Source organism: Runella sp. SP2 (assembly GCF_003711225.1).
GTDB lineage: Bacteria > Bacteroidota > Bacteroidia > Cytophagales > Spirosomataceae > Runella.
Genome location: NZ_CP031030.1, coordinates 6,331,062 through 6,356,291 on the forward strand (window position 1 = coordinate 6,331,062; position 25,230 = coordinate 6,356,291).

Below are 25,230 nucleotides of genomic sequence, written 5' to 3' on the forward strand. Positions count from 1 at the left end.
TAAACATTTGAGCAATTAATAAACATTAGTGCTAGCAGACAGTTTTCGGTTTCAAAAGCCCACCAGCGCAAAGCCCGAAAACGTTTTAAGCAGGCGAAAAATTGCGCTTCCGACGCACTGTCTAGCAAAATAAATTCCTACAGTGATGAAAAGTTGGTTAACAGCGGTGGTTTTGGTGGTGTGTAGTGTGAGCAGTTGGGCCAATCACATCATTGGTGGTGACATTTCTGTTGCCCGACGTAGCCCTTCTTCCAACGATTTTACCATTACCCTCACGCTCATTTACGACGCAAACCTCCGCAGCACCGAAGACAACGCCTTTGTGTCGGTTTTTCGTAAAAGCGATAACAGCCGTATCGAAGATTTAACGCTCTCGCGCGTTGCAAAACAAGAACTACCGTACACCAATACTCGTTGTGTTGGTAGTCCGTCAGACACTAAAAACACCTTGATTCGCTACACGGCAAATGCCAGTTTTTCGGCAGCGGCTTACAATGCTGCGGGAGGTTTTTATCTGGCGTGGGAAGAATGTTGCCGCAACGGTAGTCTGCTCAACATCCAGACACCCAGCCGCGTTGGGCTTGTTTTTTACGCCGAACTACCTCCACTTGCCACCGTTAACAGCTCCCCTGTTTTTAAAACACCCGAAATAAAATACATCTGCGTGGGAAAAGACGTAGAAGCAGATTTTAGTGCCAGCGATACCGATAAAGATGAGCTTTCGTACAGCATCGTCACGCCACTTATTGGTTCTACCGACGGCGGTGGGACTTTTCCTACCAAAGCGCAGTCAGGCCCATACAAACGCGCTACCTGGGCTAATGGTTTTGACAGTACAAAAGCGATTTCGGGCAAAACACCCTTAAAAATTGACCCTAAAACGGGCAAAATCACCGTTAACGCTTCGCAACTAGGTTCGTTTGCCTTTGCCGTTCGTTGTGAAGAATACCGCAACGGAACAAAAATCGGCGAAGTACGACGAGAGTTTGTTTTCCAAGTCGTTGACTGCATTTCCACGCCTCCTTCGGCTGTTTCTATCAACGTAAAATCAGCAACTTCGGGCGTTGTTCCTTCGATTCAATCTAACGGACACGTATCGGCATTAACCATGTGTGGAATCGACAGCGCAGTGCTAAAGCCCGACGATGAAGACCCACAATGGGCTTACGAATGGCAGCGCGACGGAAAAACAATAGAAGGGAATACATCGGCATCTCTGGCTGTGAAACAAGCAGGCGTTTATACACTTCTCAAACGTTTTGCCCAAAGTTGCAGTGCCGAAGAAGCCTCTATGAATACTAGCACGGTAAGTCTCAAAAGCACCCCTTCGGTCAAGATTAGCTCAAGCCGCCCTCTTCCTATTTGTGATAGCGATAGCACTAATTTGAGCATCGAAACAGCGGCAGGCTCTACCGTGGCTTGGAAATACAACGGACAGGCCGTTGGAAGCAACGCCTCCACCTTATATTATGTCAAACAAGCAGGTACGTACCACGTAACCGCCACCGACGCAGTTTCTCAATGCCAAGCCAAAGACAGCGTTATTGTCAGATTAATAGCTGGCCCACCTGCTCCTATCTCGATTTCGGGGCCACCCATTTTTTGTGCCAATGATTCGGTCAAACTCACCACGCCCAACGTCAAAACCTACGAATATGTTTGGTACGAAGGAAAAGTTCCAATTTTTTCGGTCATTACCAATGAATTATACCCGCAAAAATCAGGGGAGTATAGCGTAGCAGTGGTTGATACAGTAACACGCTGTGCCACGCGTTCGCTGGTGTTAGAGATTGTCGTCAAACCTTCCCCCAAAGTTGCATTAGACTCTATTGCTCCGCTTTGTACTACTGCTCTCCAAGCAATCACCCTCAGAGGAACCCCTGCAGGTGGCGTGTTTAGCGGCAATGGAGTAACAGGCAATCGCTTTGTCTCCCAAAATTTAGCAGCGGGTACTTATCCCATTACTTACACCTATACCAACCCCGAAGGATGTTCGGGCAAAGCCACTCGTTTGGTAAGGTTAGCTCCTCCACCTCGCATCGATGGTACTGACCGATGGATTGTTGTGAAAGGTGACAGCATCGAACTACGAATGCTTCCCCCGCTCAATTCAACCATTTCGTGGTTTCCAAGCATCGGTTTGAGCAATCCCTCCACGGCACGTCCCTACGCCAGCCCCGACCGAACCACCACCTACACCTTCACCGTAAGTACCCCCGAAGGCTGTGTTTCAGAGAAAAAAATCACCGTTCTCGTCATTGACTTGAATATTCCGAACGGTTTTACGCCCAACGATGACGGCAGTAACGATACGTGGGAAATTGGGGGAATTACCGATTATCCCAACTGTACCATCGAAGTACTCAACCGTTGGGGCAATGTAGTTTTTAGCAGCAAAGGTTACACCACCGCCTGGGATGGCCGCTGGAACGGCGAATTAGTGCCCGTTGGAATGTACTACTACCAGATTTATCTTCGCGAGGTAGAACACAAATTCATGGGGAGTTTGAGCGTGATTCGGTAATTTTATCGTAAAATCGCATCAAATTTACTCGTTATTCATGCAAACATTTTTCCGTACCACCCTCCTTCTCCTATTGGGAGCTACATTTTCGTACGCTCAAATCGACTATACCCAATGGGTTAACCCACTTATGGGTACCGACTCCCGCCACGAGCTTTCTACTGGAAATACCTATCCTGCTGTTGCATTGCCGTGGGGAATGAATTTTTGGTGCCCCCAAACGGGCAAAAACGGCGACGGCTGGATGTACATGTACACTGCCAATAAAATTCGAGGTTTTAAGCAAACACACCAACCCAGTCCGTGGATCAACGACTACGGAATGTTTTCTATCATGCCCGTAACGGGAAAACTCAAATTTACCGAAGATGCCCGCCAAAGCTGGTTTTCTCACAAAGCGGAAGTCGTTAAACCACATTATTACAGTGTTTATTTGGCCGACCACGACACCCAGGTAGAAATCACGCCTACAGAACGTGCTTCGCAGTTCCGTTTGACGTTCCCCAAAACCGACAGCGCTTTTGTCGTTATTGATGCCTTTGCCAAGGGTTCATACATCAAGATTATTCCTGAACAACAAAAAATTATTGGGTACAGTACTCAAAACAGCGGCGGTGTTCCTCCCAATTTTAAGAATTACTTTGAATTGCGTTTCGACAAACCGTTTACTTACTCAGCCACTTGGTCCGACAAAACGTTGTCAAAAAACACCCTCGAAATGAAAGCCGACCACGCAGGTGGGGTCATTGGGTTTAAAACCAAAAAAGGCGAAGTAGTGACAATCAAAGTTTCGTCCTCGTTTATCAGTGCCGAACAAGCCGCGCTCAACCTCACCCGCGAATTGGGCAACGATACCTTTGATGCTACCCTGCAAAAAGGCCAGAAAATCTGGAACCAAGAGCTCGGTCGCTTGGCCGTAGAAGGTGGCACCGACGCTCAGATTCGCACCTTTTACTCGTGCCTCTACCGCGCTTTGCTCTTCCCGCGTAAATTTTATGAGCTAAACGCCCAAAATCAGGTCGTCCACTACAGCCCTTACAATGGCCAAGTGTTGCCTGGCTATATGTTTACCGACAATGGCTTTTGGGATACTTTCCGTTCGGCCATTCCGTTTTTCACGCTGATGTACCCCACGCTCAACGCCCAAATCATGGAAGGTTTGGTCAATGCCTACAAAGAAAGTGGCTTCTTACCCGAATGGGCCAGCCCAGGCCACCGCGACTGCATGATTGGCTCCAACTCTGCCTCGTTGATTGCCGATTCGTACATCAAAGGGATTCGCGGATACGACATCAATACCCTCTACGAAGCCGTTCTTAAAAACACCGACCACGCAGGCGCAGTAAGTTCCGTCGGGCGCTTTGGACACGAGTACTACAACGAACTTGGATACGTGCCTTACGACGTTAAAATCAACGAAAATGCCGCCCGTACGCTCGAATACGCCTACGCCGATTTTTGTATTTTACAATTGGCCAAATCGCTCAAGCGTCCCGAAAGCGAAATCGCCCTTTTTACCAAACGCAATCAGAACTTCCGCAACTTGTTTGACCCCGAAACCAAATTGATGCGCGGCAAAAACAAGGCAGGTGATTTCCAAAAACCGTTCAACCCGTTCAAATGGGGCGATGCTTTTACCGAAGGAAATAGCTGGCATTATACCTGGTCGGTTTTCCACGATGTGGACGGCTTGGCCTCGTTGATGGGAGGGCGCGAAGCTTTTGCCCAAAAACTAGACAGCGTATTTATATTACCACCCGTTTTCGACGAGTCTTACTATGGATTTGTGATTCACGAAATCCGCGAAATGCAGATCATGAACATGGGTCAGTACGCCCACGGCAACCAACCGATTCAACACATGCCGTATTTGTACAACTACGCGGGACAACCGTGGAAATCGCAGTATTGGATTCGCCAAATCATGGATAAGCTTTACCAACCTACCCCCGACGGCTACTGTGGCGACGAAGACAACGGCCAAACTTCGGCTTGGTACGTGTTCAGTGCGTTAGGTTTTTATCCTGTATGCCCAGGCACCACGCAATACGTAGTGGGAAGCCCACTTTTCAAACGCACCACGATGACGTTTGAAAACGGCAAAAAACTCACCATTAACGCCCCCGAAAACAGCGACAAAAACGTTTATGTGAAGCAGTTGGTCTTTAATGGAAAACCCCATACGCAGAACTTTGTGGAGCATCATGCCTTACAACAAGGCGGAAGCTTGAACTTCACGATGTCGCCCACGCCTAACCAAAGCCGTGGCACAGAAGTGAGCAGTTTTCCGTATTCGTTTTCTAGGAAGTAGTGACAGAAAGACATCTTCTTCAACTCAAATAATAAATATTCTAAGAGGCGGCCTTTCATAGGCCGCCTCTTGTTTTTATTTCGCATTTGCTTAGAGTAGGATGGCTCTAAATACTACTTACAACGATTAGAAGTATAAAAAACAACTAAATCTCAGTACTTCGTAATGGTATTTATAGTCTTTGCCTCTTTTTTCTACTATTAAAAAGGTATAAATAATTATAAAAATACTGTCTAGGCAGTATTTCTTAATAACATCTATACTTCCATATTTGCCAAACCAAATACCTCTATTCAACTTTACAGAACTGATATGCCTGTCAAAATACTGATTGCAGACGACCACCACGTAGTAGCCGAAAGCCTAAGTATGTTATTAGGTGCTTTCGAGCCTTTCGAGGTAGTGGGTATTGTAAATAATGGCTGGCAAGTACTTAATTTTATAGAGAAAAATACCATTGACATCATATTAGCCGACTTGCACATGCCCCTGCTCAATGGCAACGACATGACCGTCCGCATACGAGAACAGCATCCACTCATCAAAGTTATCATACTGACTATGAGCGAGGAAGCTGCCCATATTCGTGAAGCATTACAAGCAGGCGTATGTGGATATGTCATGAAAAGTGCCGAACGGGCCGAGCTTATCAGGGCCATACAAACGGTAGCTTCAGGCGAAAATTATTTTAGCGAGAAGATTGTACGCAAACTGGCCGAAATACCTAACCTCAACAATACCAATGGCAAAACTGCCATTGATGATATAGTACCCTTGACCAAGCGTGAGCTCGAAATAATGCGGCTCATTGCCGAAGATTTAAGCAACCAAGCCATCGCCGACCGACTGCATCTGAGTGTAACGACCGTAGAAACCCACCGCCGCAACCTCCTCAAAAAAGTAGGCGTAAGCTCTGCCGTGGGCCTTATGCGCTGGGCCTTGAAACATAAGTTGATTGATGAGATTTAAACTAATTTTTAACCTTTTAAATTTTTTCTAATTATGGCAGAAATTACATTTTGTGGCGTATGCGAAGGCAAAGTTTCTTATTGGAATAAGAATCTAAACGATGGAGGAGGCACACTTACATACATCAGTGTTTGTTATCTTTTTGGGGGATTGAGTGGTTACAAAAATGAAATAGTAGGTAGAGATTCAAAAGACTATATCATGGTACAAATACCAAGTCATATCATCAAAGAAATAGTACCAACGGATAAGAAAATTAAGTTTAAAAAAGATACCCAGACATACGAATTTTTTGTTTCAAAAATTACTGTAACTAATGCTGCCAATTTTACTATTGTAATTCAAAAAATTATCGGAGGTGGTTTAAGAATTATGAATGAGTTAGAAACTCTTAATCTGAATGATGGCTATTTGCAGCGGGTATTTACTTTACTCAAAAGTGGAGAGACAATAAACGATACTGTTTCGACACCTCCATGTCCACCACGACCAGATGGAAATATATGAGGCTTATTCTGCAATCATCCTATTTGACGTTGGAGTATCTTTTATGGCGTAAATATAATTTAAGTTTTGAGAAAGATACTCCAACTGAATTTGTTAAGGTTTTGATAGTAAATAAATACCATCGAAACCTTAACGCAAGAGTCTATATTGGAGATAAATTAAAAATTCACTTGAAGCAATATGGCTCTTTGGGTGTTGGCTCCTATATTGAAAATGAATATCTTGTAATAGATTATCTTCGCAATCAAAAATTTACGGATATTCCCAATATTTGTTTTTTTGATAACGATAATCTTATTCTTGCAACATGTCACTTGGGAGACAATACAATAGCGTATCAGCACATAAACAATTTAAAAGTAGATACTACTTGGGGAGAGATCACATCGTTTCTTTCAAAAGTAATCGTAAAAATAAAGGAGCTTCATAAAATTAAGATTCCTGATTATGAACCTAAGTTGCGTATGCTCAGCCCTACTCAAATCCGTGCAATAGATTATACTATACAGGCACCTCAATATTTTGCGGATTTGGCCTATTTGTATAAAAAGTGGACTCCTACATCGTTGATTCATTTTGATTTAAATCTCCAAAATATCTTGGTAGTCAATAAGGACATCAAAATCATTGACTGGGAGTTAGCTATGATTGGAGACCCTGTTTGGGATGTAGCTTTGTTCATTGTAGCATTATGTAAGAAGCTTGGAGATGACAACTTTTTTACCAACAAAGAACCTGCTCGTTTTGATCAAGTAAAAAAGGTGATTCAAACGTTATTGGAAAATTACGATGTAAATAGAACAAAACTTAAAACTTATTTAAGACTCATCACTTGCCAATATGTCGATACTAACCGAAAAACAATCAACCGCCTTATCGGAAAATGAGGGATTGCAGGAACAATTAAAAAAACTTCTTAAAGGATTTGCATTTGATGGAAACGTAATCAAACTCAACAAGCAAGAAATTGAAGAGGATGATTTCTTGCTTGAATTGAAATCACGGTATCGCAACCCAAATAAGCCTTCATCTTTACTAAGTAAAAACATAGAGGAAGTATTGCCTTTTGTTGAAACATTCAATGAAAAGCGTTTTTGGTGGGTAATGCCTACATCCGGCAATATTCATCTTGTCAGAGGGCAGAAGTTAGTATTTCAAGATGGACAATCTATCGTCGTAAATGCAGGCGAGTATTTGGATGGAGGGTATTTTAGTAAACCAAAAGAATCTACTGAAAATGACTCTGTTTTTGAAGAACAAAATGCGAAATTTACATTAGGCGAGCAGTTTGTATATCTGTACCGTAATAGGAAACTTGACCTAAAAAGGGAAAGCTATTTTGTATATATAGAAGGGGATTATGCAATTAAGATGTTTGATAAACCCATGATAAGGTTTTATTTTCATCTCTCTCCCGACAACAAAGAAGAGATATTAAGATGGGCAAAATTTTTACAAGATACTCTCAATGAATACCGAATTCCTTTTGGAGTCAAATACCCCTTCAATCTAAAAAATTATAACTATGCCGATGCTGGAGTATTATATATTACCCAAAACCACTTTCCGTTAGTTGCCCCTATTATTCAAGAGATAGCAGATAGATTCAAATCCATTCTTCAATCTAATGTCCCTCTTTTTACGCTAAAGCTATATAATGGTATTGGATTTGCCGAATCTCCTTTGTCGATAAGTGAAAGTTTTGGCACCCATCGCCGAGCTTTGATTTGGAAAATTATTAAAAATAAACTTTCTTATACTAATGGCAACTTTGTTAATTTAGACAATAATATAATCACAAATGAAATCATCAGATTACTTAAAGAAGAAGATTATACCGAAGAATTTTACAGACACGCAAAAACTAAATACGAGTATAATTTTGAGACATATCTAAGCAAAGAAAGACAACAATTTAAAAATTGGGGACTACCCAAACGTCAATGGAATTGGCTTTTAGAATTCACAAATTCTTATATTCAATCCATAGAAAAATACAATAATTTTATAGATAACTTTGGAAGGCTACGATTTCAGAATATTGCAGAAAACTATGGCAAAGATTTAATTGAGAAAGCTATTTGGAATCCAGAAAGTGACTCATATGATTGGCTTACTTATGACCAAGACAATGAACAGGAGTTTTATCGAATGGTAGATGAAACAGAAAAATACCGAATTCATTTATTCCTGTCAGAACTAGCACAAATAACCAGTGATAATTACTACCAAAATGCAGCTGATAAAATAAAGTTTAACCATAAGAGCATAAAAAAGAATCCTTCACTTGAAAAAGCCCCCACCCCCCTTGACGAAATTTTCGCATACCTTGACGATAAGACTGATAAGGAGTTTGTGGAAATTGTCGTAGAAATTCAAGAACAATTAGACACACTACCTGATTTGGCCAAATTATCAATAGAAGATTTAAAAAAGGCGGCACAACTTATTGATAAGTATTTTGAAAAATTAAGTTTACCCATGAAAAATACCTATGGCAACTATGAATATTGCCCAACCTACAAAGGAAAACTAAAAATGGGTTTTTTATTTTTGACGGCATCAAGAGCCAGAAACTTAAAAGAGCTTTTAAGTCTCTATAAAGACTGGTATTCAAATAGTAAAAAGGAGGCTCAAAATATTTTACAGATTGGAAAAATAAAGTAAAATCTTACTCCCAACCGCCTGTGGCAGATACTCAATAGTACCATTCAATGACTGTACCCTGCTTTGAATGCTCTTTGTACCCATACCATTTACTTGATTTTTAATCCCCTTACCATCATCGGAGATCTCAAAGTATGTGTTTCCATTTTTGGCATATAGCATAACATGTGCTTTCTTGGCCTTGGCGTGTCTCAAGACATTATTGAGAAGTTCGAGGGCAATGCTATAAAGTTCTAATTGCATTTTTTTGTCCGTAGGTACATGTTCGGACTGTAAGTCGTAGGTGATATGGAGTTTTTCGCTGCTGTTGATGTCAGTAATAAATTTCTCTAACGCCCCTTTAAAACCTCCTTTTTCCAACTCAGCAGGTAATAAATTATGAGATATAAGTCTTACTTCAGAGTATGCCCCCTTCATCATTTCTAAAGTACTTTCATGTATTTTTCGCTCTTTATCAGTGAGATTATGACCATTGATAGCTTCCAATCGCCATTTGATGGCTGAAAGCGTTGCGCCCAAATTATCGTGTAGTTCAGAAGCTACTCGTTTGCGTTCTATGGTTTGGCCTTCTACGAGGGCGAGTATTATTTCTTCATTTTTCTTTATGAGTGCTTCGTTAGCCTGTTGCAGTTCGTTAGTTCGCTCGGTTACTTTTTGTTCTAAGCCTTGATTGAGCGTTTCTAATTGAGCATTTACCGATTGAAGTTCTGTTCGTTGGCTTTCGATGGTTTTGTTTTGTTTGGACAGCTTTTGGCTATTTCGCCAAAACCAGACAGCAAACAAGAGCAATAAAATAGCTCCTGCTATGAAAATACTTTTGATAAGCACCTCTTTTTCAAGACTTTGATTTAATAGATTAATTTCGTTATTTTTCTTTTCGTTGTCGAATGATGCTTGAAGGTTCTGAATTTTTTGGTCTTTGTCTTGTTGGGTAGTCAATTTCTCTAAAGCGATAAATTTTTCGTAATAGTCTAAGGCTCTCTCCTTATCTCCCATTTTTTTGTAGAGGCTGTAATAGGTTTGGTATATATCTTTTTGTGAAACATTTGTGCCATATTTATTTTGCAGTGCTTGCACTCGATCCAAGTACATTTTTGCACGACTAAAATCGTTTTTAAATATCCAAATATCAGCGACACTGGTAAGATTTAGAATGCGGCGATAATAGTATAAGGTGTTTTTTAAAACTTTTTCTGTTTGCTCAAATGCACGCAATGCTTTGTCATATTCACCCAAAAAACGAAGCGAAGCCCCCAAATTGGCCAAAAAAATGTCATCCAAATTACCAAGTTTCCATCTTTTGTTTTTTGTGAGACAATACTCGAAATAAGGAATAGAGGCTTTGTAATCCTTTTTTTCAAAAAACATAAGACCAAGATTATTAACAGCCAATAGCTCCTCTCTTTTGTTTTTCAATTGTCGAAATAATGTCACACTTTTTTTGAGGTACATTTCTGCTTTTTCATAATCACCCAATCGAGCATAAGCATCGCCAAGTGTTTTGTTGTTACGGGCGATATGAAAAACCATGCTATTTTTCTCGGCTATGGCCAAACTATGGAATAAATAATCTACCCCCTTCATCAAATCATTTTTGCCAATATGATAATACCCAATATGATAGTAGGCCATACATTCGCCCAAAACCCAGCGAATTTTCTTGCTTATTCTTAGTGGATCTTGAAGAAATAAAATCGTTGAATCTATTTGGTTGAATGGCATTTGAAGTGCCATCTCACACATCACCCGTACCCGCGTCGTATCGCTGCTATACGAACTACCCTCAGGTGGGAGTGTTGCCAATACGCGCTTGAGGCTATCGAGCTGCCGCGAAGACTGCGCCTGAGCGCCCCAAATCAATGCCACACACAGCAAAAAACAAAAAATACTTCTCATAAAGGGTTGCTTAGGAGACGACAAGTTAGCCATAAAATCAAAAAAAACAGCAAAATACTGCCTTGACAGTAGGCTATATCAGTAAAAATACGGTTTCACCGGTATTGTCTTCTGGTGTTCAAATAAAGAATTTTGTCTTCATAAAAATAACCTTATGAAACGTATCAAATCTTACACACTTGGTTGGAATACCACACAAAAAGAAGGTTATATAACGCTTACCGACGATTCTCAGAAAGACCACTCATTTGAAAAAATATCACTCGAAGAAATGGCACTGCTCCAAAAGATGCTTTTTCAAGACGACGCTTATTTAGATGAACAACAATGGCTCATTGTAGGGTGGAAGAAGAGGGATTAAACGAAAACATTTTGACCAATAGTATCCATCAAACCAACAGGTGGACTAACCCGAAAAAGCACCTGAATACTGAGAGTAGGGGAAACCATAAAAATTTGTACTGCAATGAAAGACTTATCTAAAAACTTAGAAAAAGAAGGGTATGATTTGCTCGACGGCACGTTGAGAGAGCAACGATTGCTTCAAATTTGGAGAAAACGATTCAACAACCCGATTGAGTCGTTGGCTTCTTCTATTCATCATATATTTAATGCAACAACACCGTTGGGTACAACCACCTCTACGGCCTTAGATGTTGTTTCTAATGCTTCCCAAGAATTAAAATTCAATATAGGTATCACGGTTTTAGAGGATATTTTATCAAAAAACAACCTCGGTAAACTCGACTTGGGAACCAAGATTTCATCAGGTAAAAAGGTTGACATATCTTATTCTAATGCATTTTCTGAAACAGTTGAACAGCTTGATTTGGAAAACTTCTTAGCCGCTTCTGACTTTGTTCACCCCAATCCTGGGGTACTCAAAGATCTCAACCGCGACAACCTTATTGTAATCACAGGGGTAGTTTATGCCAAAAACTTAAAAGCCATCATTGAAAGTGAATCAGAGATTGATGCTTCCATTGATGCCGAGGTAAACGCAATTGTTGGCGGCAAAATAGGCTTCACAAGAGAATCAACTACTAAGATAGTACTGACTGCACCCTTGGGAGAAACCTTCCCTATCGCTATAAAATACCACAAAATGAGATTTAGAGATGGTGCATTTAAAAAACTTGTACTGGTCTCTGACTCAAAAGATTGGTTCTAACCATCCCTATGAAAATACTATTCATTATTGGCTGCGCCCTAATCAGTGTGTTGGGGGTAGTCCCCAACAACACTTGGGCAGGAGAGATAGACTCGCTGGTTTGTTTCAAATCGCAGCGAACGCTCATTTTATTTAGCAATGGGGTTGAGTTTAAGAAGTACAAAGTCTCTCTTGGAAAACATCCGAAAGGGCCAAAAGAGAAGGAAAAGGATGAAAAAACACCGGAAGGGAAGTACATAATAAATGATAAAGCCGAAGGGTCCAATACTAAATTTCATAAAAACTTAGGTATTAACTATCCGAATGCTGCTGACAAAGCCCAAAACCGTACCGGTGGTGACATAAAAGTACATGGACTTGGCCCTAAATATGCAAAATGGGGCAAATTACATCGTTTACGCGATTGGACAGATGGCTGCATCGCTGTTACCAACGACGAAATCGAGGAAATATACAGCCTCGTCAAAATCAACACGCCCATTCACATTTACCCTTAATGAAAACCGGATTATGAAAAATATCCTATTCGTTTCGTTTTTAGTAATAAGTTTTTCTGGATTTGGTCAGAAAAGCACTTCATTTGGCCCATGGATAACTATGAAATGTTTTTCAGGAATACAAGTTAGGTCAAGATTAACGGAATACAATTCAAGCGCGAAGAAATATCATTATTATTATGAAATGAAGTCCACTTATAACCAGAAAGTTTATTTTAATTATAAATTCGATGGTGGTGCAGGTCTGGACGGTAGAACTTCTTTGAATCCGGGAGAAATTAGTACCGGTGCTGGTAATTGGACTTTTGGGATAAGTAAAAATGGTTTAGAAATAGAAATTGATAAAGTGCGTTTTGGTAATCAAGATTACGCACCTTGTAAAGGGAGAGAGTCATCTGTTTATGCAGAATGTGATAAAAGATCAAGTACACCAAACTGGCCTCCTAACTGTGGCGGTAGTGACCAGACTAATATCCAAGCCAGTAATACCGACAACAGTAATGCGCAAGGTGCATCAGGCAGCGGTGCTGCCAACGTTCAAGCTAAACTTGATGCCATTCAAGTATATATAGACAAAATCCCAGGTGACGACTCTGAAAGTCAGGCCATAATTCGTGATGCTACCAATATCATCAACAACAGTAGCACTTCTGAACAAACCAAAGTCAATCAATTAGAGCCGCTTCTCACCCGTGCCAAAAACCGCGCTAACACACTGGCAACCACCAAAAAAGAAGAGGACGTAGCTAAAGAAAAAGAAGACAAAGCCAGTTCGGAAAGAGACAATAATTTTAAAAGCTACTACGAGAAAGGCATGGCCAACTATAGCTCTAAAAATTATGACGGAGCTATCAACAATCTGCAAACTTCGCTCAACTACGCTGTAAACGATCAGCAAAAAAAACACGTACAAGACTGGATAGCCAAAATACGAGAAGAAAAACGCTTAGAAGCGGAGGCGGCCGCTCGCAAAGCACGGGTAGATGATAAACTAAAACAAGAGCAACAGGTCAATACCGAAGCCGCCGCTGCTACTACCGTTGCCGTTGCGCTGTTTTCGATAATGAAAGACCGATATGACGAGAGACCCGCTAATTTAAGATTTCAAGTAGGCTTAGGTTTGGAGAGTATTCCGATAATTGTCAATGACGATTTCAATAAAAAATCAAGCTTTGAAACCACCTTGCATTACTCTATAATGGCGGGTTTAAAACTCGGATTATTTAATCAAAATGGTGTTAGTTTTCACCTCAACCCTGTTTATTACTTAGGTTTTAATGCTGGATCACAGGGTACGGATGGCAGGCATGGTACTTATGGAGGCATTGCCACCCTTCAGATGGGTTTAAAAGCCGAGTCGGTATTCAAACTGTACGCGGAGGGTGGATGGCTCAAAAGAAGCGGCAATTATAACTACGACCAAGATGCGGCAAGTGGCGGTACTACGGCCAGTGACTTAGTAGAAAAAGGTACTTACAATTACGGCCTTGCAAGGTTTGGCGGCGGCATAATGCTCCATTTTGTAAACGAACCTAAAGAAACATATATAAAAGGAGGCATTTACTTTGAGAAACTCTCATTTGCATCCAAAAGCCCACAAATGGTAGGTAGCTTACAAATCAACATGAGCAGTACTATTATATTAGATTTTTTGTACAGCAAAAATTACGCCATCGCAGGAAAGGCTGACTATCCGACTACTATACTAACCCCACTACGATCGATTTTACCCAAAGAATATAACAAGAGTTATTTTTCAGTGCGTCTTATTCGACAGGGTATATTCTAATCAAAACCTACCATCTTCAAATCCTTCAAAATGAAAAATATATTTTCACTATTGCTACTGTCATCATTCTTGATTTCCTGCAATGAATACTCCATCATAGAAGGTATAGTCAACGAAGACGAGTACACTTCAAAACTTTCGGCAGGTTCTTTTATAGCTCCGCCAACCGACTATACTCATTCGGTACAATATACATTGTTTATAAAAAGTGACCTCAATGTTGGTCCGATTGAAGTCACTTACACCTTAGATAACTATGGTATTAGCAACCGTGCCACCATTAGAAAATACTACCCAACCGCACCCCAAAACTGCGAACAAGCCACCGAATCTACAGTTATATTAGACTTACGGTCTATTGTTAATTCAAATCCCAACATTGTCAATTCTTCACTAAACATGACTATTACGGCAAAAGCCAGCAATGGGAAGACATTCACCAAAAGAGTAACCGTTAAAGTTAATTATTGCTATTGGATTTTTCTTGAGGCAGCTGAATTACAATAGAAACCTTATGAAATTCAAAATCAGTTATCTCGAAACCATGACAACAACAACAAAACAAATTCTTATGTTGCTGCTGTTGCTTTGTGCAATGGTAAGCCACAAAACAAAAAGTCAAGATATTATCGTCAAACTTGATAAGTCGCAGATTGAAGCAAAAGTGGTAGAAATAGCCGAAACTACTATCAAGTACCGCAAATTTCAAAATTTAGAAGGGCCGATTTATTCCATTAATACGTCAGAAGTCTCCCACATCAGATACATGAACGGAAGTACGGAGTATTACAGTGGAAAGAAAACGGAAATCGAAGAAAAGACGGGATTGAGCTCTGAAAATGAAAAAGCAGTACCTCCTAAAACAAACAAAATACCAGCATACAAGCCGTTACCTGTAGAACCCGTCTTTAGTGAACCTGCTAGAAAACAAGAAGAAAGTTTGCCAAAGTTTGTAACTCAAAAACCTGCTGTGTTACCCAAAGTCATTGTTGGTGCAGTAGGCATCTGCGGTCTTGGTTTTGCCTATTTGGCAAAGGCAGGGTATGACAAAAAACTAAGCGACATGAACACAATGGTAGGACAATTTGACAAAGATCCAACAGGGAAAATCTACCAACAATCCGACTATGAGAAATATAAGAGTAGTTTTGACGAAGCCCAAAAACTCAAAACGGTGGCTGAAACCAAAATAATCATTGGCTTGGGCATGGCTGGTGTGGCATTGTTGGCCGAAACATACTTGTTTATAAAGAAGCCCAAACAACGCAAACTCAGTCTCAATCCTACTTCAAATGGGGCTCGACTTACCTTCAAATTCTAACGACCATGAAATACACTCTACTTCTCCCGTTGCTTTTTCTTTTAGGCTGTAAATTAGAAGAGCCCAAAGAATTTGAGCAGTACAATTGCCAACTTCCCTCCACTATTTCTGTAACCAAAGACCCGTCAAATGGGAAAAAATTCAGTTTTGTTATAAGCGAGTCTATAAACGATATAGCTGCTTTGCAATGGACCATCAAAAGCGCCAATGGTACAGTTGTCAGTACGTCGAATGCCGTTAATTACGCCCTTACATTGGCTACCGAAGGCAAATATAACGTACAGGCAAATCTTACTTCAAAATGCGGAAAAAACAAAGTTATTGATGCTGATTTTGAGGCTACTACTGTATGCAATTTGACAAAAAATGAGTTTTACTTTAAATCCTTTGATGGATTTGAAGTGATAACAGCAGTTACATTTACCTACAATGCTTTGAACGAAGTGATAAGAGAGGAAAATGTTGATAGGGAGAATGGTAAAGTAATTTTTTCCTATTTTACCAATTACGAAAAAACGGAAGCCAACTTGGGCAGTCTGACACAACCCTATATTGTAAAAAAAAATAGTAATACAGATGTTCAAGAAAGAATTTATTGTGATTTACAAAAAAGAATCGTAAAATTTTCTTTTTACCTTTCGACAGTAACATATACGTATAACAGTGATGGTTTCTTGGAACAAGAAATAAGTTCATCTGAATCGAGTGACATTGAATATCGTAGCCACTATAAATATACAGAAACAGGAATAACAGTTACGACAACTGAATATAACAAAAGAACAAACACATCAAAGCTTACGAGCGTAACAGTATCGCTTTATTCAGACAAGGTAAAACTGCCAAAGTATGAGGTTAATTATGGGTATAATACGGGTAAGCAACCTCCGAAGTATTTTAAAAGCAAAGAAAAAACTGTTTATGAAAATTTCACAACAACTGTTTATAGAACTGATTATGCAATTATTTTAGATGGTAATAATCAACCTGTTTCAGAAAAAACGATTACCAATAACTATTCATTTGAAGGACGAGGATTTGTTTTTGATTGTAAATAACAAAAAACAGTTCACCCCTTCCCTTCCCCCATCCGCTGCGCTATCATACTCCCAACCATGAGTTGCAAGGCGTGGTAAATCATCAGAGGCAACAACGCCACTCCCAATAATTCGGGCGTCGGGAAAAGTACTTTTCCCATGACGGCACCTTGCACGAGCGATTTCTTAGAGCCACAAAACAAAACCGTGATTCGGTCGGGTCGGTTGAAGTTGAGGGCGTAACTGAGGAGGTTCATCGCGCCAAACATGAATAAGAAAAACGCCATCATCCCCACTCCCAACTGAAAAAGCTCCGACGCGGACTGATTGCTAAACATATTGCCCGCAAACGACTCACAAAACGACGTATAGACAATCAACAAAATGATGCTTTGGTCAAAAAGACGAAGGGCATTGTTGTAGCGTTCGGTCCATTTTCCCAGTTTTTTGTGGAGCAAATAACCCACAACCACGGGCAATAACACCTCCAAACACAACCGCAAAATCACGTGCGTCACGTCGAAATTGGCGTCTTGTTGCTCCAGGACCCTGCTCATCCAGAGAGGTGTAATAAAAATACCAATGATGCTCGAAATACTGGCGTTAAAAATCGCCGCAGGAAGGTTTCCACCCGCAATCGCTACCATTACCACCGACGACGAAACCGTCGATGGCAATGCCGCCAAGTAAAACACCCCCGTCCAAAGCAGCGACGTGGTATCTATCGGCAACACCTTGCCCAATCCGATAATGACCAACGGAAAAAAAACGAACGTCGTCAGCTGTATCAGCAAGTGCAGTTTCCAGTTACTCAGTCCTTTTTTTAGCTTTTCGGGGCTTAGTTTTAGGCCGTAAAAAAAGAAAATCACCGATACTCCGTATTCGGCGATTTGTGGCAAATGTAAGGGGCTTTGCTCAAGCCCCAAACTAGGGAAAACATAGGCCAGTCCAATCATTGCCAGCAAGCAAAAGAAAAAACCGTTAATGCCTACTTTTGCAAGTAACTGTACCATAGGCTAAATAATCCCAAACGCCTTCAATTGTGCTTCCATTTCTTGCTGCATTCGCTGGGCTTCTTCGGCGGCTTTTTGCTCAAAATCCGTCCCCGATGAAGCATAAATAATGCTTCGTGCGGCATTGACGAGCAATCCGCAGTCTTTGTTCATGCCGTATTTACACACCTCTTCCATGCTTCCCCCTTGCGCACCTACGCCAGGAATCAACAAAAAGTGGTCGGGCGCAATTTTCCGCACTTGCTTGAGCATCGGGGCTTTAGTAGCACCGACTACATACATAAGGCGGTCGGCCCCTCCCCATTCTTGCGACACGCGCAGTACACGCTCAAACACGTACTCATTCTGATTTTCTACGACAATTTGGCTATTGGCCAACCCCAACTCGTCTTCATCGTTGCGCGACAATTGAGGATTGAGTAAATGAGTTTGAAAATCGGCACTTCCTTCGTTAGAGGTTAAGGCCAACAAAATCACCCATTTGTCTTTAAACTCCAAGAAAGGCATGACCGAGTCACGGCCCATGTAAGGTGCCACCGTGATGCTATCAAACGACATTCCCGACGAGTTTTTATCAAAAAAAGCTTGGGCATACAACGACGACGTATTTCCGATGTCGCCGCGTTTGGCATCGGCAATCGTGAAACAGTCTTTGGGAATGTAGGCCAATGTACGCTGCAAACTGTTCCATCCGCGCGGGCCGAGGGCTTCGTAAAACGCAATGTTGGGTTTATACGCCACGGCATACGGTGCGGTCGCGTCGATAAGGCGTTTATTAAACTCAAAAATCGCATCTGGTTCTTTCAACAAATGCTTGGGTAGCTTTTTGAGGTCGGGGTCGAGCCCTACGCACAAAAAAGACTTTTTTCGTTTTATCTGTTCAATCAGTTGGTTTCTGGTCATTGCTTGGTTAGGCTAATAAATGCGGAGGAACTTGCTCCAAATGAGCTATGTCGTTGTGTTTTTGAATCGAAAACGAGCCCGTGTGATAATCGTAATGCAGGAGATACAAGCCCAAGTTGGTATGTAAGTACTCATCCATTTCGTGCAAAGGACGCTTAAAAATGGTCGCCAACAACACCCGCATAGCGCGGCCGTGCATGGCAACAAGTACCGTTTTTTCTTCGGGGCGAGATAGAATCAAATCAATCACGGGTAATTGGCGACTTTGCACATCCACGGGACTTTCGCCTCCTTCAGCTTGTAGCTCTACTTCACCTTTTTGCCAACTCTCAATCAGCCAACGGTAATAATCGTTGTCCATGCTATTAGGCGTACGCCCTTCTCTCACTCCCCAACTAATCTCATTTAGCCCTTCGTAGGCTTCGTGGGGCAGTCCTTTTTCCAAAAACCCTTTAACACTTTGCTTGGTGCGAATGAGGTTGGAAGTATATACTTTATCAAAAGCGACGTCTTGATAGGTTTGGAAAAAAGCTTGGGCTTGGGCGTGGCCGAGTTCGTTGAGTTCAGCATCTATTCCGCTTCCCTGCACAACTCCTCGTCGGTTGTAGTCGGTTTCACCGTGGCGGATGAGGTAAATAACTTTAGAAGACATGTAAAATCTACGTAAAATCCGTTTAAAATCGAATGAAATCGCCTAGTTTTGACGACACGACAAAAATACCCCTTTTAGCTATGTTCAACAAACTTAATGCACTCGAACGCATCAAACAGTTAGATAATAATACAATTGCAGGTCATTTGGGCATCGAATACGTAGAAGTAGGCGACGATTACGTCATTGCTCGAATGCCCGTTGATCACCGCACGCACCAACCCTTTGGGATTCTTCACGGCGGGGCGTCGGTGGTATTGGCCGAAACCGTTGGCAGTATTGCTTCATACCTTATCTTACCCGAATCAGCCCATCAATATGCCGTTGGGCTCGACATCAATGCCAATCACATACGCGGCGTCAAAAGTGGCTGGGTGTATGGTAAAGCTACGCCCATTCACATTGGACGTACCACGCACGTGTGGGAAATCCGCATCACGACTGAAGACGGCAAGCTCGTCTGCATTAGTCGCCTAACGATGGCCATTCTTTCAACTCCATAAACAACAAACCCCTCCAAACGGACGCTTGGAGGGGTTTGTTCAAAATTGTAGTACCGATTAAAGAACCACTACTGAGTTCTCGTCGTAAGATACGCCCGTTGGAACGTACTTGTCGGCAGTTTCATCGTTGGTCCATGTAGTGCCATCGAGCAAATAACGGAAAGCATATTCTTTTCCAGTTTCCAACTCTACAGTAGCTTTATATGAACCATCTTTTTGTTTCTTCAATTTTGTAGCGGCATCAGTAGCCCAACCATTAAACTCTCCCAATAGAGCAACATCTTTTGCACCAGCGACTTCGTCAGCTGAAAGAGAGAACGTTACTTTACAAACAGGTTTGCTTTTCAATACTTGTTTTGCAATTGCCATAGCGTTATTTGGTTATTTAGTTCGCGGGGGCAAAGATATAAAATAAATCCAAATCAAGTCAATGATATACAGTCAGTTACATTAACATATTGTTAATATAATACAATAAAATAGTTCATCATTACAAAAAACAGCAAAAATAATTCCCAGAAACTCATCAATCTAGTTGGTATATCGGGAACTATTTTTTCAAAAAAACAACAGACGGGCATTTGTATTTATAAATTCTCGACGCGTAATTGGTCATTGACCTGCTGCACTCGGTTGTTCATAATGCTTGCAATGCTGTAGGCACGGTACTTGACATCGTCGGCTTTTTCTCCTTCAAAAAGCTCATCGACATTTTGGAAGAAAATCGCCAGCCATCGGTCGAAGTGTGCGGGCGTGAGGGTATATTTTGCCGTTAGGCGGAAGTGCGGCGGCATAGGTCGGCCGTTATAATTAAGTGTTCCGAAGAGAATCCCTTCCCAAAAATCATACATCTTGGGTAAATGCAATTCCCACGATACCTGTGCGACCTCATCGAAGATAGGGCCAAGCTCGGCATCTTCCCGTATTTTTTGGTAGAAACTATTCACTAACAGTTCTACATCTGCGCGGTTTTCGAGTTGTTTTCGCATAATTTTTCTAAACAAATGTGTCACAAAATAGGTGCCTGTGTCGCGAAACAGCTATGACAAAAATCAGGGTTCGCTACAAGTTTGGGGAGATAACTAGCTCACTATCATTTGTTTTAAAAATCAAAATATTTCGTTATCAAATAACTTTTCGTCTCATTTATTTGGTAACAACCCGATAACCGCGTATTTTTCAACCGTATTTGAATCACAAACCAAACCTAATTTTCTAAAAACCAAATTTATATGAGTAACTCTATTTGGCGTAAAAAGCCCCTATCAGCCTTTGAAGCTGATGTTAAAAACAACCAACTAAAACGTGTACTGGGGAGGTGGGAACTTACCTCACTTGGCATAGGGGCGGTTATTGGTGGGGGTATCTTTGTACTTACAGGTATTGCCGCTAACCAGTTTGCTGGACCTGCTTTGGCACTTTCTTTCGTGATTGCGGGCATTGGCTGTACGTTTGCGGCTCTTTGTTATGCCGAATTTGCCTCTATTTTGCCCGTTGAAGGCTCCGCTTATGCGTATTCCTATGGTACAGTGGGCGAATTTTTTGCGTGGTTTATTGGCTGGAACTTAATTCTGGAATACATGATGGGAGCCACTACCGTAGCCGTAAGTTGGTCGGGCTATCTAGAAAAATTCCTTCATCTTTTTAATGTTCATTTGCCCGTTTGGCTTGTCAATGATCCCGTCACAGCTGCTTCTAAAGGCTACGAAGGCGGATTCTCTTGTAACTTACCTGCTTTTTTGATTGCTTGGGTGGTAACTTCCGTCTTAGTAAAAGGTATTAAAGAAGCTTCAGGTGCCAACAACATCATTGTAGCCATCAAAACCACTGCGGTTATCTTCGTTATTGTAGTAGGGGCTTTTTACGTGGATCCTACCAATTGGACTCCCTTCATCCCTGAGCGTGTAATCGACGACGCTGGACAAGGTCACTATGGTTTACAAGGTGTAGTAACCGCTGCCAGTATTATTTTCTTTGCTTACATTGGTTTTGATGCCGTTTCCACTTCAGCTGGTGAGGCTAAAAACCCCACTAAAGACGTCCCATTTGCGATTATTGCTTCATTGGTTATTTGTACCATTCTTTATATCTTGGTTTCGTTGGTACTCACAGGAATGGTTAAATTTGACCAACTTGACTTGAAAGCACCTGTGGCACAAGCTTTTGCTGATAATGGCATTACATGGGCGGTATATATCATTACGATAGCAGCTTTAGCGGGTTTAACTTCAGTAATGCTCGTGATGATGTATTCTCAAACCCGTATCTTCTTGGGTATGGCGAAAGACGGCTTATTGCCTAAAAGCTTCTTTGCGGCCATACACCCTACTTTTAAAACCCCTTGGAAAAGTACTATCTTAGTGGGATTTGTAGTTTCTTGTGTAGCAGCATTTACTCCCATTGACAAAGTATCAGAATTAACTAGTTCAGGTACTCTTTTGGCCTTTGCAATGATTTGTGGAGCGGTTTGGTTGTTGCGCGTACGTGAACCAAACATCGAACGTCCGTATAAAGCTCCTGCTTTACCAGTCATTGCGACACTTGGTATTTTGACAAACCTGTACTTGATGTATAACTTACGTTCTGATACAATCATCGCTTTCTTTGTTTGGGGAGCCTTGGGGGTAGTGATTTACTTTTTATATAGTCGTAAGACGAGTAATTTGAATCAAGAATAACTTCTGATAAGCGCATAAAAAAAGTGGATAAGGTTTGAACCTATCCACTTTTTTTATGCCTAATAAAACCGATTTTTTATCTTCCCAACGGAATTGAAAATCCTGCCAAGGCCGTGAAGCTTTGATTGTGAACGGGCACTTGTACTATCGGAGTATCATATACCCGCGTAAAACCACGTTGGTAACGACCTTCTATAAAAAGTTTGGCACCTCCCAAATCAAAGCTTAATCCTACGCCTCCTGCTCCGCCTACTTCAAAGCGGTTGAAACCACCCAAACCGATGCTCGTGCGGTTGGGCTGCGTGCGGAAAAGAATCAAATCGGCGCGGCTTACAATTTTACCGTCGGCAAGATAGCTAAACGTAGGCCCTGCTACCACGTAAGGTTTTACCCGATTGCCTGCATCTCCAAACTCGTACTGCAACAACAACGGCGCTTGAATGTACGTAAGGCGCTGCTTGAGCGACCCACCTAAAGGAAGATTCACACCTACCAAATCCAACAAATCATTGGAAGAAATACCAGCCCCGCTTTGGGTATAGGCTATTTCGGGACGGAACGACAAACCGCCTGAGATGGGTACTTGTAAAAATACACCGCCGTTTCCGCTCACGATATAATTAAGATTCCCTGTAAAGTTTTCAACGAAACCGCCGTTTCCTGTGGTTTTGGCCAACGATGCTCCGCCACGCGCCCCAATAGACACTTGCGCTTGGGTGGTCACGGCGAGGAAGATCAATCCTACGATAAAAGCAACATTTGAACGAATAAAAGCGAAATTTTTCATGGCACTGAAGATGGTTTTGTAAACGATTATTTCTTGATTAACGACCTTTGGACGCTCCGTATTTTGGCAAGTAACGGCGCGCGTCGTTAATGATTGTTAACGATTACAAATCCGAATTCCCGCCTGAAAACCGAGCCAATTGGTTAAATCAAGGCCATCGCGCAAAGTGGTGACTGGAAGTGGCTGATACAGACGCGATAAGTCGGCCTTGATGTAACCAGGCTCCGCCGTGAGTGCCGTCCACGTACCCGCCGCAAACAATGCCAGCTGTCGCGACAATTTTTTTTCCAATCCCAAGCTCAACCGATAGAACATTCCGTTTGACGAATCAAATCGGTTGGTAGCTTCCATTATTTTGTTGGCGGTTAGGTCCAAGTTTCCTGCCCAACCACGACCAAAATACACCGAACTTCCGATGCCATAGCCAAAAGTATAGAGAGGTTTGTCGGCCATGCCAAAGCTACCGCCTAGTGTCACGATGTTATAAAAACCACGTACGCCCGTTTTGAAGGTTAGGTTCGCGTAGTTAAGTTCGTCGCTGCTGATTTCAAAACGACGGTAGCCATTGCGGCGAACGTAGCTAAAAAGTCCAATCGGAATTGCCCCTGAGGAGTCGGCATAGTTGAATAAGCCTAATTGGAGTCCTTTTTCGTGAATACCCGCATAGTTGAAATACGGACTGATTTGCACCCCTTTCAAGCGGCGAAGGGCCACGTTTCCAAAGCCGCTGAGTTGCATACCACGGGTATTTCCGAGCACGACGTTGGCAAAACCGCTTACTTGAGCCCCTTGTAAACTTCCAAGTGTCACGCTGGCAAAGCCTGCCGTTTGGAGGCCGTTGCTAAAACTACGTCCCGTTAAGTTGGCAAAACCTGCCACCTGAATCCCGCTGTGGTGCCCGCCCGTTAGGTTGGCAAAACCTGAAAACTGCATACCTTCAAAATTTCTTAAAACGGCATTGCCAAAACCCGAAAATTGTAAGCCAAAGACATTGCGCCCAACGAGGTTGACAAAACCCGAAAACTGAGCGCCGTGCACATCCCAACGCACCAAATTGGCCAGCCCTCCAAACTCCAAGGCATTGACTCCCAACGAATAACCCGCTATCACATTGAACGACAACGCATTAATAACGTGCCCGCTCAATACGTGGTTGGTTCCAATAAACGGCAAAAACGACACTTGAAAGGGACGGTAGAGCGTATCGTCCACGTTTTTGATGTGAACGGCTTGCTTGGCCGTGGTAAAAGCATCCACGAATGTTTCTTGGACTTTATCTAAACTCAATTCGCGTTTTTTGGCAGGAACATCGTTGGTATCTGCCGAAGCCACCAACACTGGCATCGAAGCCACGGGAACTTTTACTTTGAAGGTATCTTTTCGCGCTACTGTTGTCGAGGGAAGTGTTTGGGGACGAATAGGTTCGGTTTTTCCGTCGATTTTGGTATGAATCAATCCAATATCTAATGACAGTTGGTTATTAATGGGCATACTTGTCCCGAGGTATTTTTCTTTCCGCACCTCCAAGCGAGGGTTGGGCAACGCTGCTGGTAATTTCAACCGATAATAGCCCATCGAATTAGACACGGCAGAAACCAACGTTCGTTTTTCGTAAATACTCGCTTGGGCAATGCGTTCGCCCGTTTCTTGGTCAAAAATATATCCGTTGATAAATACCTCTTTCGGAGGCTCGTTGGTGGGGGTAACTTTCTGAAGAATGACGTGGTTGCGGCGCTCTTTGTAGGTAGCTGTTCCTTTAAAAATCTCGTCCAGTACTTGGCGCACGGCCTTGCCCGACGCGTTTAAAGACACGCGGCGATTGACGTCAAAATCGCTGGGATTGTACGAAAAACTAAACCCGTTTTTGTCCCCAATTAGTTTGAGCGTTTCTTCTAATCGTTCGTTGGCAACGCGTACCGTAACGGGTTTATCTAATACCGATTTTTGGGCAAAACAGAAAAGAGTAACGAGACAAAACCCAATGGTTTGTAAGCAAATTTTCATG

General features: G+C 42.0%; 23 protein-coding genes. 15 read left to right on the top strand and 8 right to left on the bottom strand.

The window, feature by feature from the left end; translation table 11 throughout:
• The first annotated feature begins 145 nt into the window (after positions 1-145).
• The 6 genes from DTQ70_RS25465 to DTQ70_RS25490 all read left to right on the top strand — a co-directional run bounded on the left by DTQ70_RS25465 (position 146) and on the right by DTQ70_RS25490 (position 8,978).
• The gene (locus DTQ70_RS25465) at positions 146-2,524 is read left to right on the top strand and encodes a gliding motility-associated C-terminal domain-containing protein (protein ID WP_122933405.1); all 2,379 of its coding nucleotides are present in this window, start codon (positions 146-148) and stop codon (positions 2,522-2,524) included.
• A gap of 37 nt (positions 2,525-2,561) precedes the next feature.
• Entirely contained in the window at positions 2,562-4,835 is a 2,274-nt protein-coding gene (locus DTQ70_RS25470) for a GH92 family glycosyl hydrolase (RefSeq protein ID WP_122933406.1), read from the top strand.
• Positions 4,836-5,147: 312 nt separating this feature from the next.
• Positions 5,148-5,804: a response regulator transcription factor gene (locus DTQ70_RS25475; RefSeq protein ID WP_122933407.1), complete on the top strand. Its 657-nt coding sequence runs from the start codon at positions 5,148-5,150 to the stop codon at positions 5,802-5,804.
• 33 nt (positions 5,805-5,837) lie between these two features.
• Positions 5,838-6,311, top strand: coding sequence for a hypothetical protein (locus DTQ70_RS25480; RefSeq protein WP_122933408.1), 474 nt, complete (start codon positions 5,838-5,840; stop codon positions 6,309-6,311).
• Positions 6,308-7,198, top strand: coding sequence for an aminoglycoside phosphotransferase family protein (locus DTQ70_RS25485; RefSeq protein WP_164490205.1), 891 nt, complete (start codon positions 6,308-6,310; stop codon positions 7,196-7,198). The genes DTQ70_RS25480 and DTQ70_RS25485 overlap by 4 nt, the downstream gene beginning before the upstream one ends.
• Entirely contained in the window at positions 7,152-8,978 is a 1,827-nt protein-coding gene (locus DTQ70_RS25490; RefSeq protein ID WP_122933410.1) for a T3SS effector HopA1 family protein, read from the top strand. Before DTQ70_RS25485 ends, DTQ70_RS25490 begins: the two co-directional genes overlap by 47 nt.
• Here the strand turns inward: DTQ70_RS25490 and DTQ70_RS25495 are convergent.
• On the bottom strand, positions 8,955-10,700 hold the full coding sequence (locus DTQ70_RS25495; RefSeq protein WP_164490206.1) for a tetratricopeptide repeat protein: 1,746 nt from the start codon (positions 10,698-10,700) through the stop codon (positions 8,955-8,957). The genes DTQ70_RS25490 and DTQ70_RS25495 overlap by 24 nt on opposite strands.
• A 328-nt stretch (positions 10,701-11,028) precedes the next feature.
• Between DTQ70_RS25495 and DTQ70_RS25500 the strand changes: the two genes are divergently transcribed.
• From DTQ70_RS25500 to DTQ70_RS25530, 7 genes are all read left to right on the top strand, one after another.
• Positions 11,029-11,235, top strand: coding sequence for a hypothetical protein (locus DTQ70_RS25500; RefSeq protein WP_122933412.1), 207 nt, complete (start codon positions 11,029-11,031; stop codon positions 11,233-11,235).
• 105 nt (positions 11,236-11,340) lie between these two features.
• Positions 11,341-12,045, top strand: coding sequence for a hypothetical protein (locus DTQ70_RS25505; RefSeq protein ID WP_122933413.1), 705 nt, complete (start codon positions 11,341-11,343; stop codon positions 12,043-12,045).
• 8 nt (positions 12,046-12,053) lie between these two features.
• Entirely contained in the window at positions 12,054-12,542 is a 489-nt protein-coding gene (locus tag DTQ70_RS25510; RefSeq protein ID WP_122934560.1) for a murein L,D-transpeptidase family protein, read from the top strand.
• A 13-nt stretch (positions 12,543-12,555) separates the two neighbouring features.
• A complete protein-coding gene (locus tag DTQ70_RS25515; RefSeq protein WP_164490207.1) occupies positions 12,556-14,331 on the top strand; it encodes a hypothetical protein in 1,776 nt (591 codons plus the stop codon).
• Positions 14,332-14,382: 51 nt separating this feature from the next.
• Positions 14,383-14,838 (top strand): hypothetical protein, encoded by a 456-nt coding sequence (locus DTQ70_RS25520; RefSeq protein WP_164490208.1) that lies wholly within the window; start codon positions 14,383-14,385, stop codon positions 14,836-14,838.
• A 7-nt stretch (positions 14,839-14,845) separates the two neighbouring features.
• The gene (locus tag DTQ70_RS25525) at positions 14,846-15,652 is read left to right on the top strand and encodes a hypothetical protein (RefSeq protein WP_122933416.1); all 807 of its coding nucleotides are present in this window, start codon (positions 14,846-14,848) and stop codon (positions 15,650-15,652) included.
• Positions 15,653-15,657: 5 nt separating this feature from the next.
• Positions 15,658-16,710 carry a hypothetical protein gene (locus DTQ70_RS25530; RefSeq protein ID WP_122933417.1) on the top strand — a complete coding sequence of 351 codons (1,053 nt, stop codon included), beginning with the start codon at positions 15,658-15,660 and terminating at the stop codon, positions 16,708-16,710.
• An 11-nt stretch (positions 16,711-16,721) separates the two neighbouring features.
• On the opposite strand, the gene DTQ70_RS25535 is transcribed toward DTQ70_RS25530, so the two are convergent.
• The 3 genes from DTQ70_RS25535 to DTQ70_RS25545 are packed head-to-tail and all read right to left on the bottom strand — an operon-like array spanning position 16,722 to position 19,257.
• Positions 16,722-17,702: a bile acid:sodium symporter family protein gene (locus DTQ70_RS25535; protein ID WP_122933418.1), complete on the bottom strand. Its 981-nt coding sequence runs from the start codon at positions 17,700-17,702 to the stop codon at positions 16,722-16,724.
• 3 nt (positions 17,703-17,705) lie between these two features.
• Positions 17,706-18,605 (bottom strand): orotidine-5'-phosphate decarboxylase, encoded by a 900-nt coding sequence (gene pyrF / locus DTQ70_RS25540; RefSeq protein WP_122933419.1) that lies wholly within the window; start codon positions 18,603-18,605, stop codon positions 17,706-17,708.
• Between the two features lie 7 nt (positions 18,606-18,612).
• The gene (locus tag DTQ70_RS25545; RefSeq protein WP_122933420.1) at positions 18,613-19,257 is read right to left on the bottom strand and encodes a histidine phosphatase family protein; all 645 of its coding nucleotides are present in this window, start codon (positions 19,255-19,257) and stop codon (positions 18,613-18,615) included.
• An 80-nt stretch (positions 19,258-19,337) separates the two neighbouring features.
• On the opposite strand from DTQ70_RS25545, the gene DTQ70_RS25550 reads away from it, so the two are divergent.
• Entirely contained in the window at positions 19,338-19,760 is a 423-nt protein-coding gene (locus DTQ70_RS25550; protein ID WP_221225626.1) for a hotdog fold thioesterase, read from the top strand.
• A 57-nt stretch (positions 19,761-19,817) separates the two neighbouring features.
• Here the strand turns inward: DTQ70_RS25550 and DTQ70_RS25555 are convergent, their stop codons facing one another.
• Positions 19,818-20,129: an isoamylase early set domain-containing protein gene (locus DTQ70_RS25555; protein ID WP_122933422.1), complete on the bottom strand. Its 312-nt coding sequence runs from the start codon at positions 20,127-20,129 to the stop codon at positions 19,818-19,820.
• A gap of 218 nt (positions 20,130-20,347) precedes the next feature.
• Positions 20,348-20,749 (bottom strand): group III truncated hemoglobin, encoded by a 402-nt coding sequence (locus DTQ70_RS25560; protein WP_122933423.1) that lies wholly within the window; start codon positions 20,747-20,749, stop codon positions 20,348-20,350.
• A gap of 243 nt (positions 20,750-20,992) precedes the next feature.
• Here DTQ70_RS25560 and DTQ70_RS25565 point away from each other — a divergent pair, with 243 nt between their 5' ends.
• Positions 20,993-22,438: an APC family permease gene (locus DTQ70_RS25565; protein ID WP_122933424.1), complete on the top strand. Its 1,446-nt coding sequence runs from the start codon at positions 20,993-20,995 to the stop codon at positions 22,436-22,438.
• Positions 22,439-22,514: 76 nt separating this feature from the next.
• On the opposite strand, the gene DTQ70_RS25570 is transcribed toward DTQ70_RS25565, so the two are convergent.
• Entirely contained in the window at positions 22,515-23,225 is a 711-nt protein-coding gene (locus tag DTQ70_RS25570) for a porin family protein (protein ID WP_122933425.1), read from the bottom strand.
• A gap of 96 nt (positions 23,226-23,321) precedes the next feature.
• Positions 23,322-25,229: an STN and carboxypeptidase regulatory-like domain-containing protein gene (locus DTQ70_RS25575; RefSeq protein WP_122933426.1), complete on the bottom strand. Its 1,908-nt coding sequence runs from the start codon at positions 25,227-25,229 to the stop codon at positions 23,322-23,324.
• Position 25,230 lies beyond the last annotated feature (1 nt).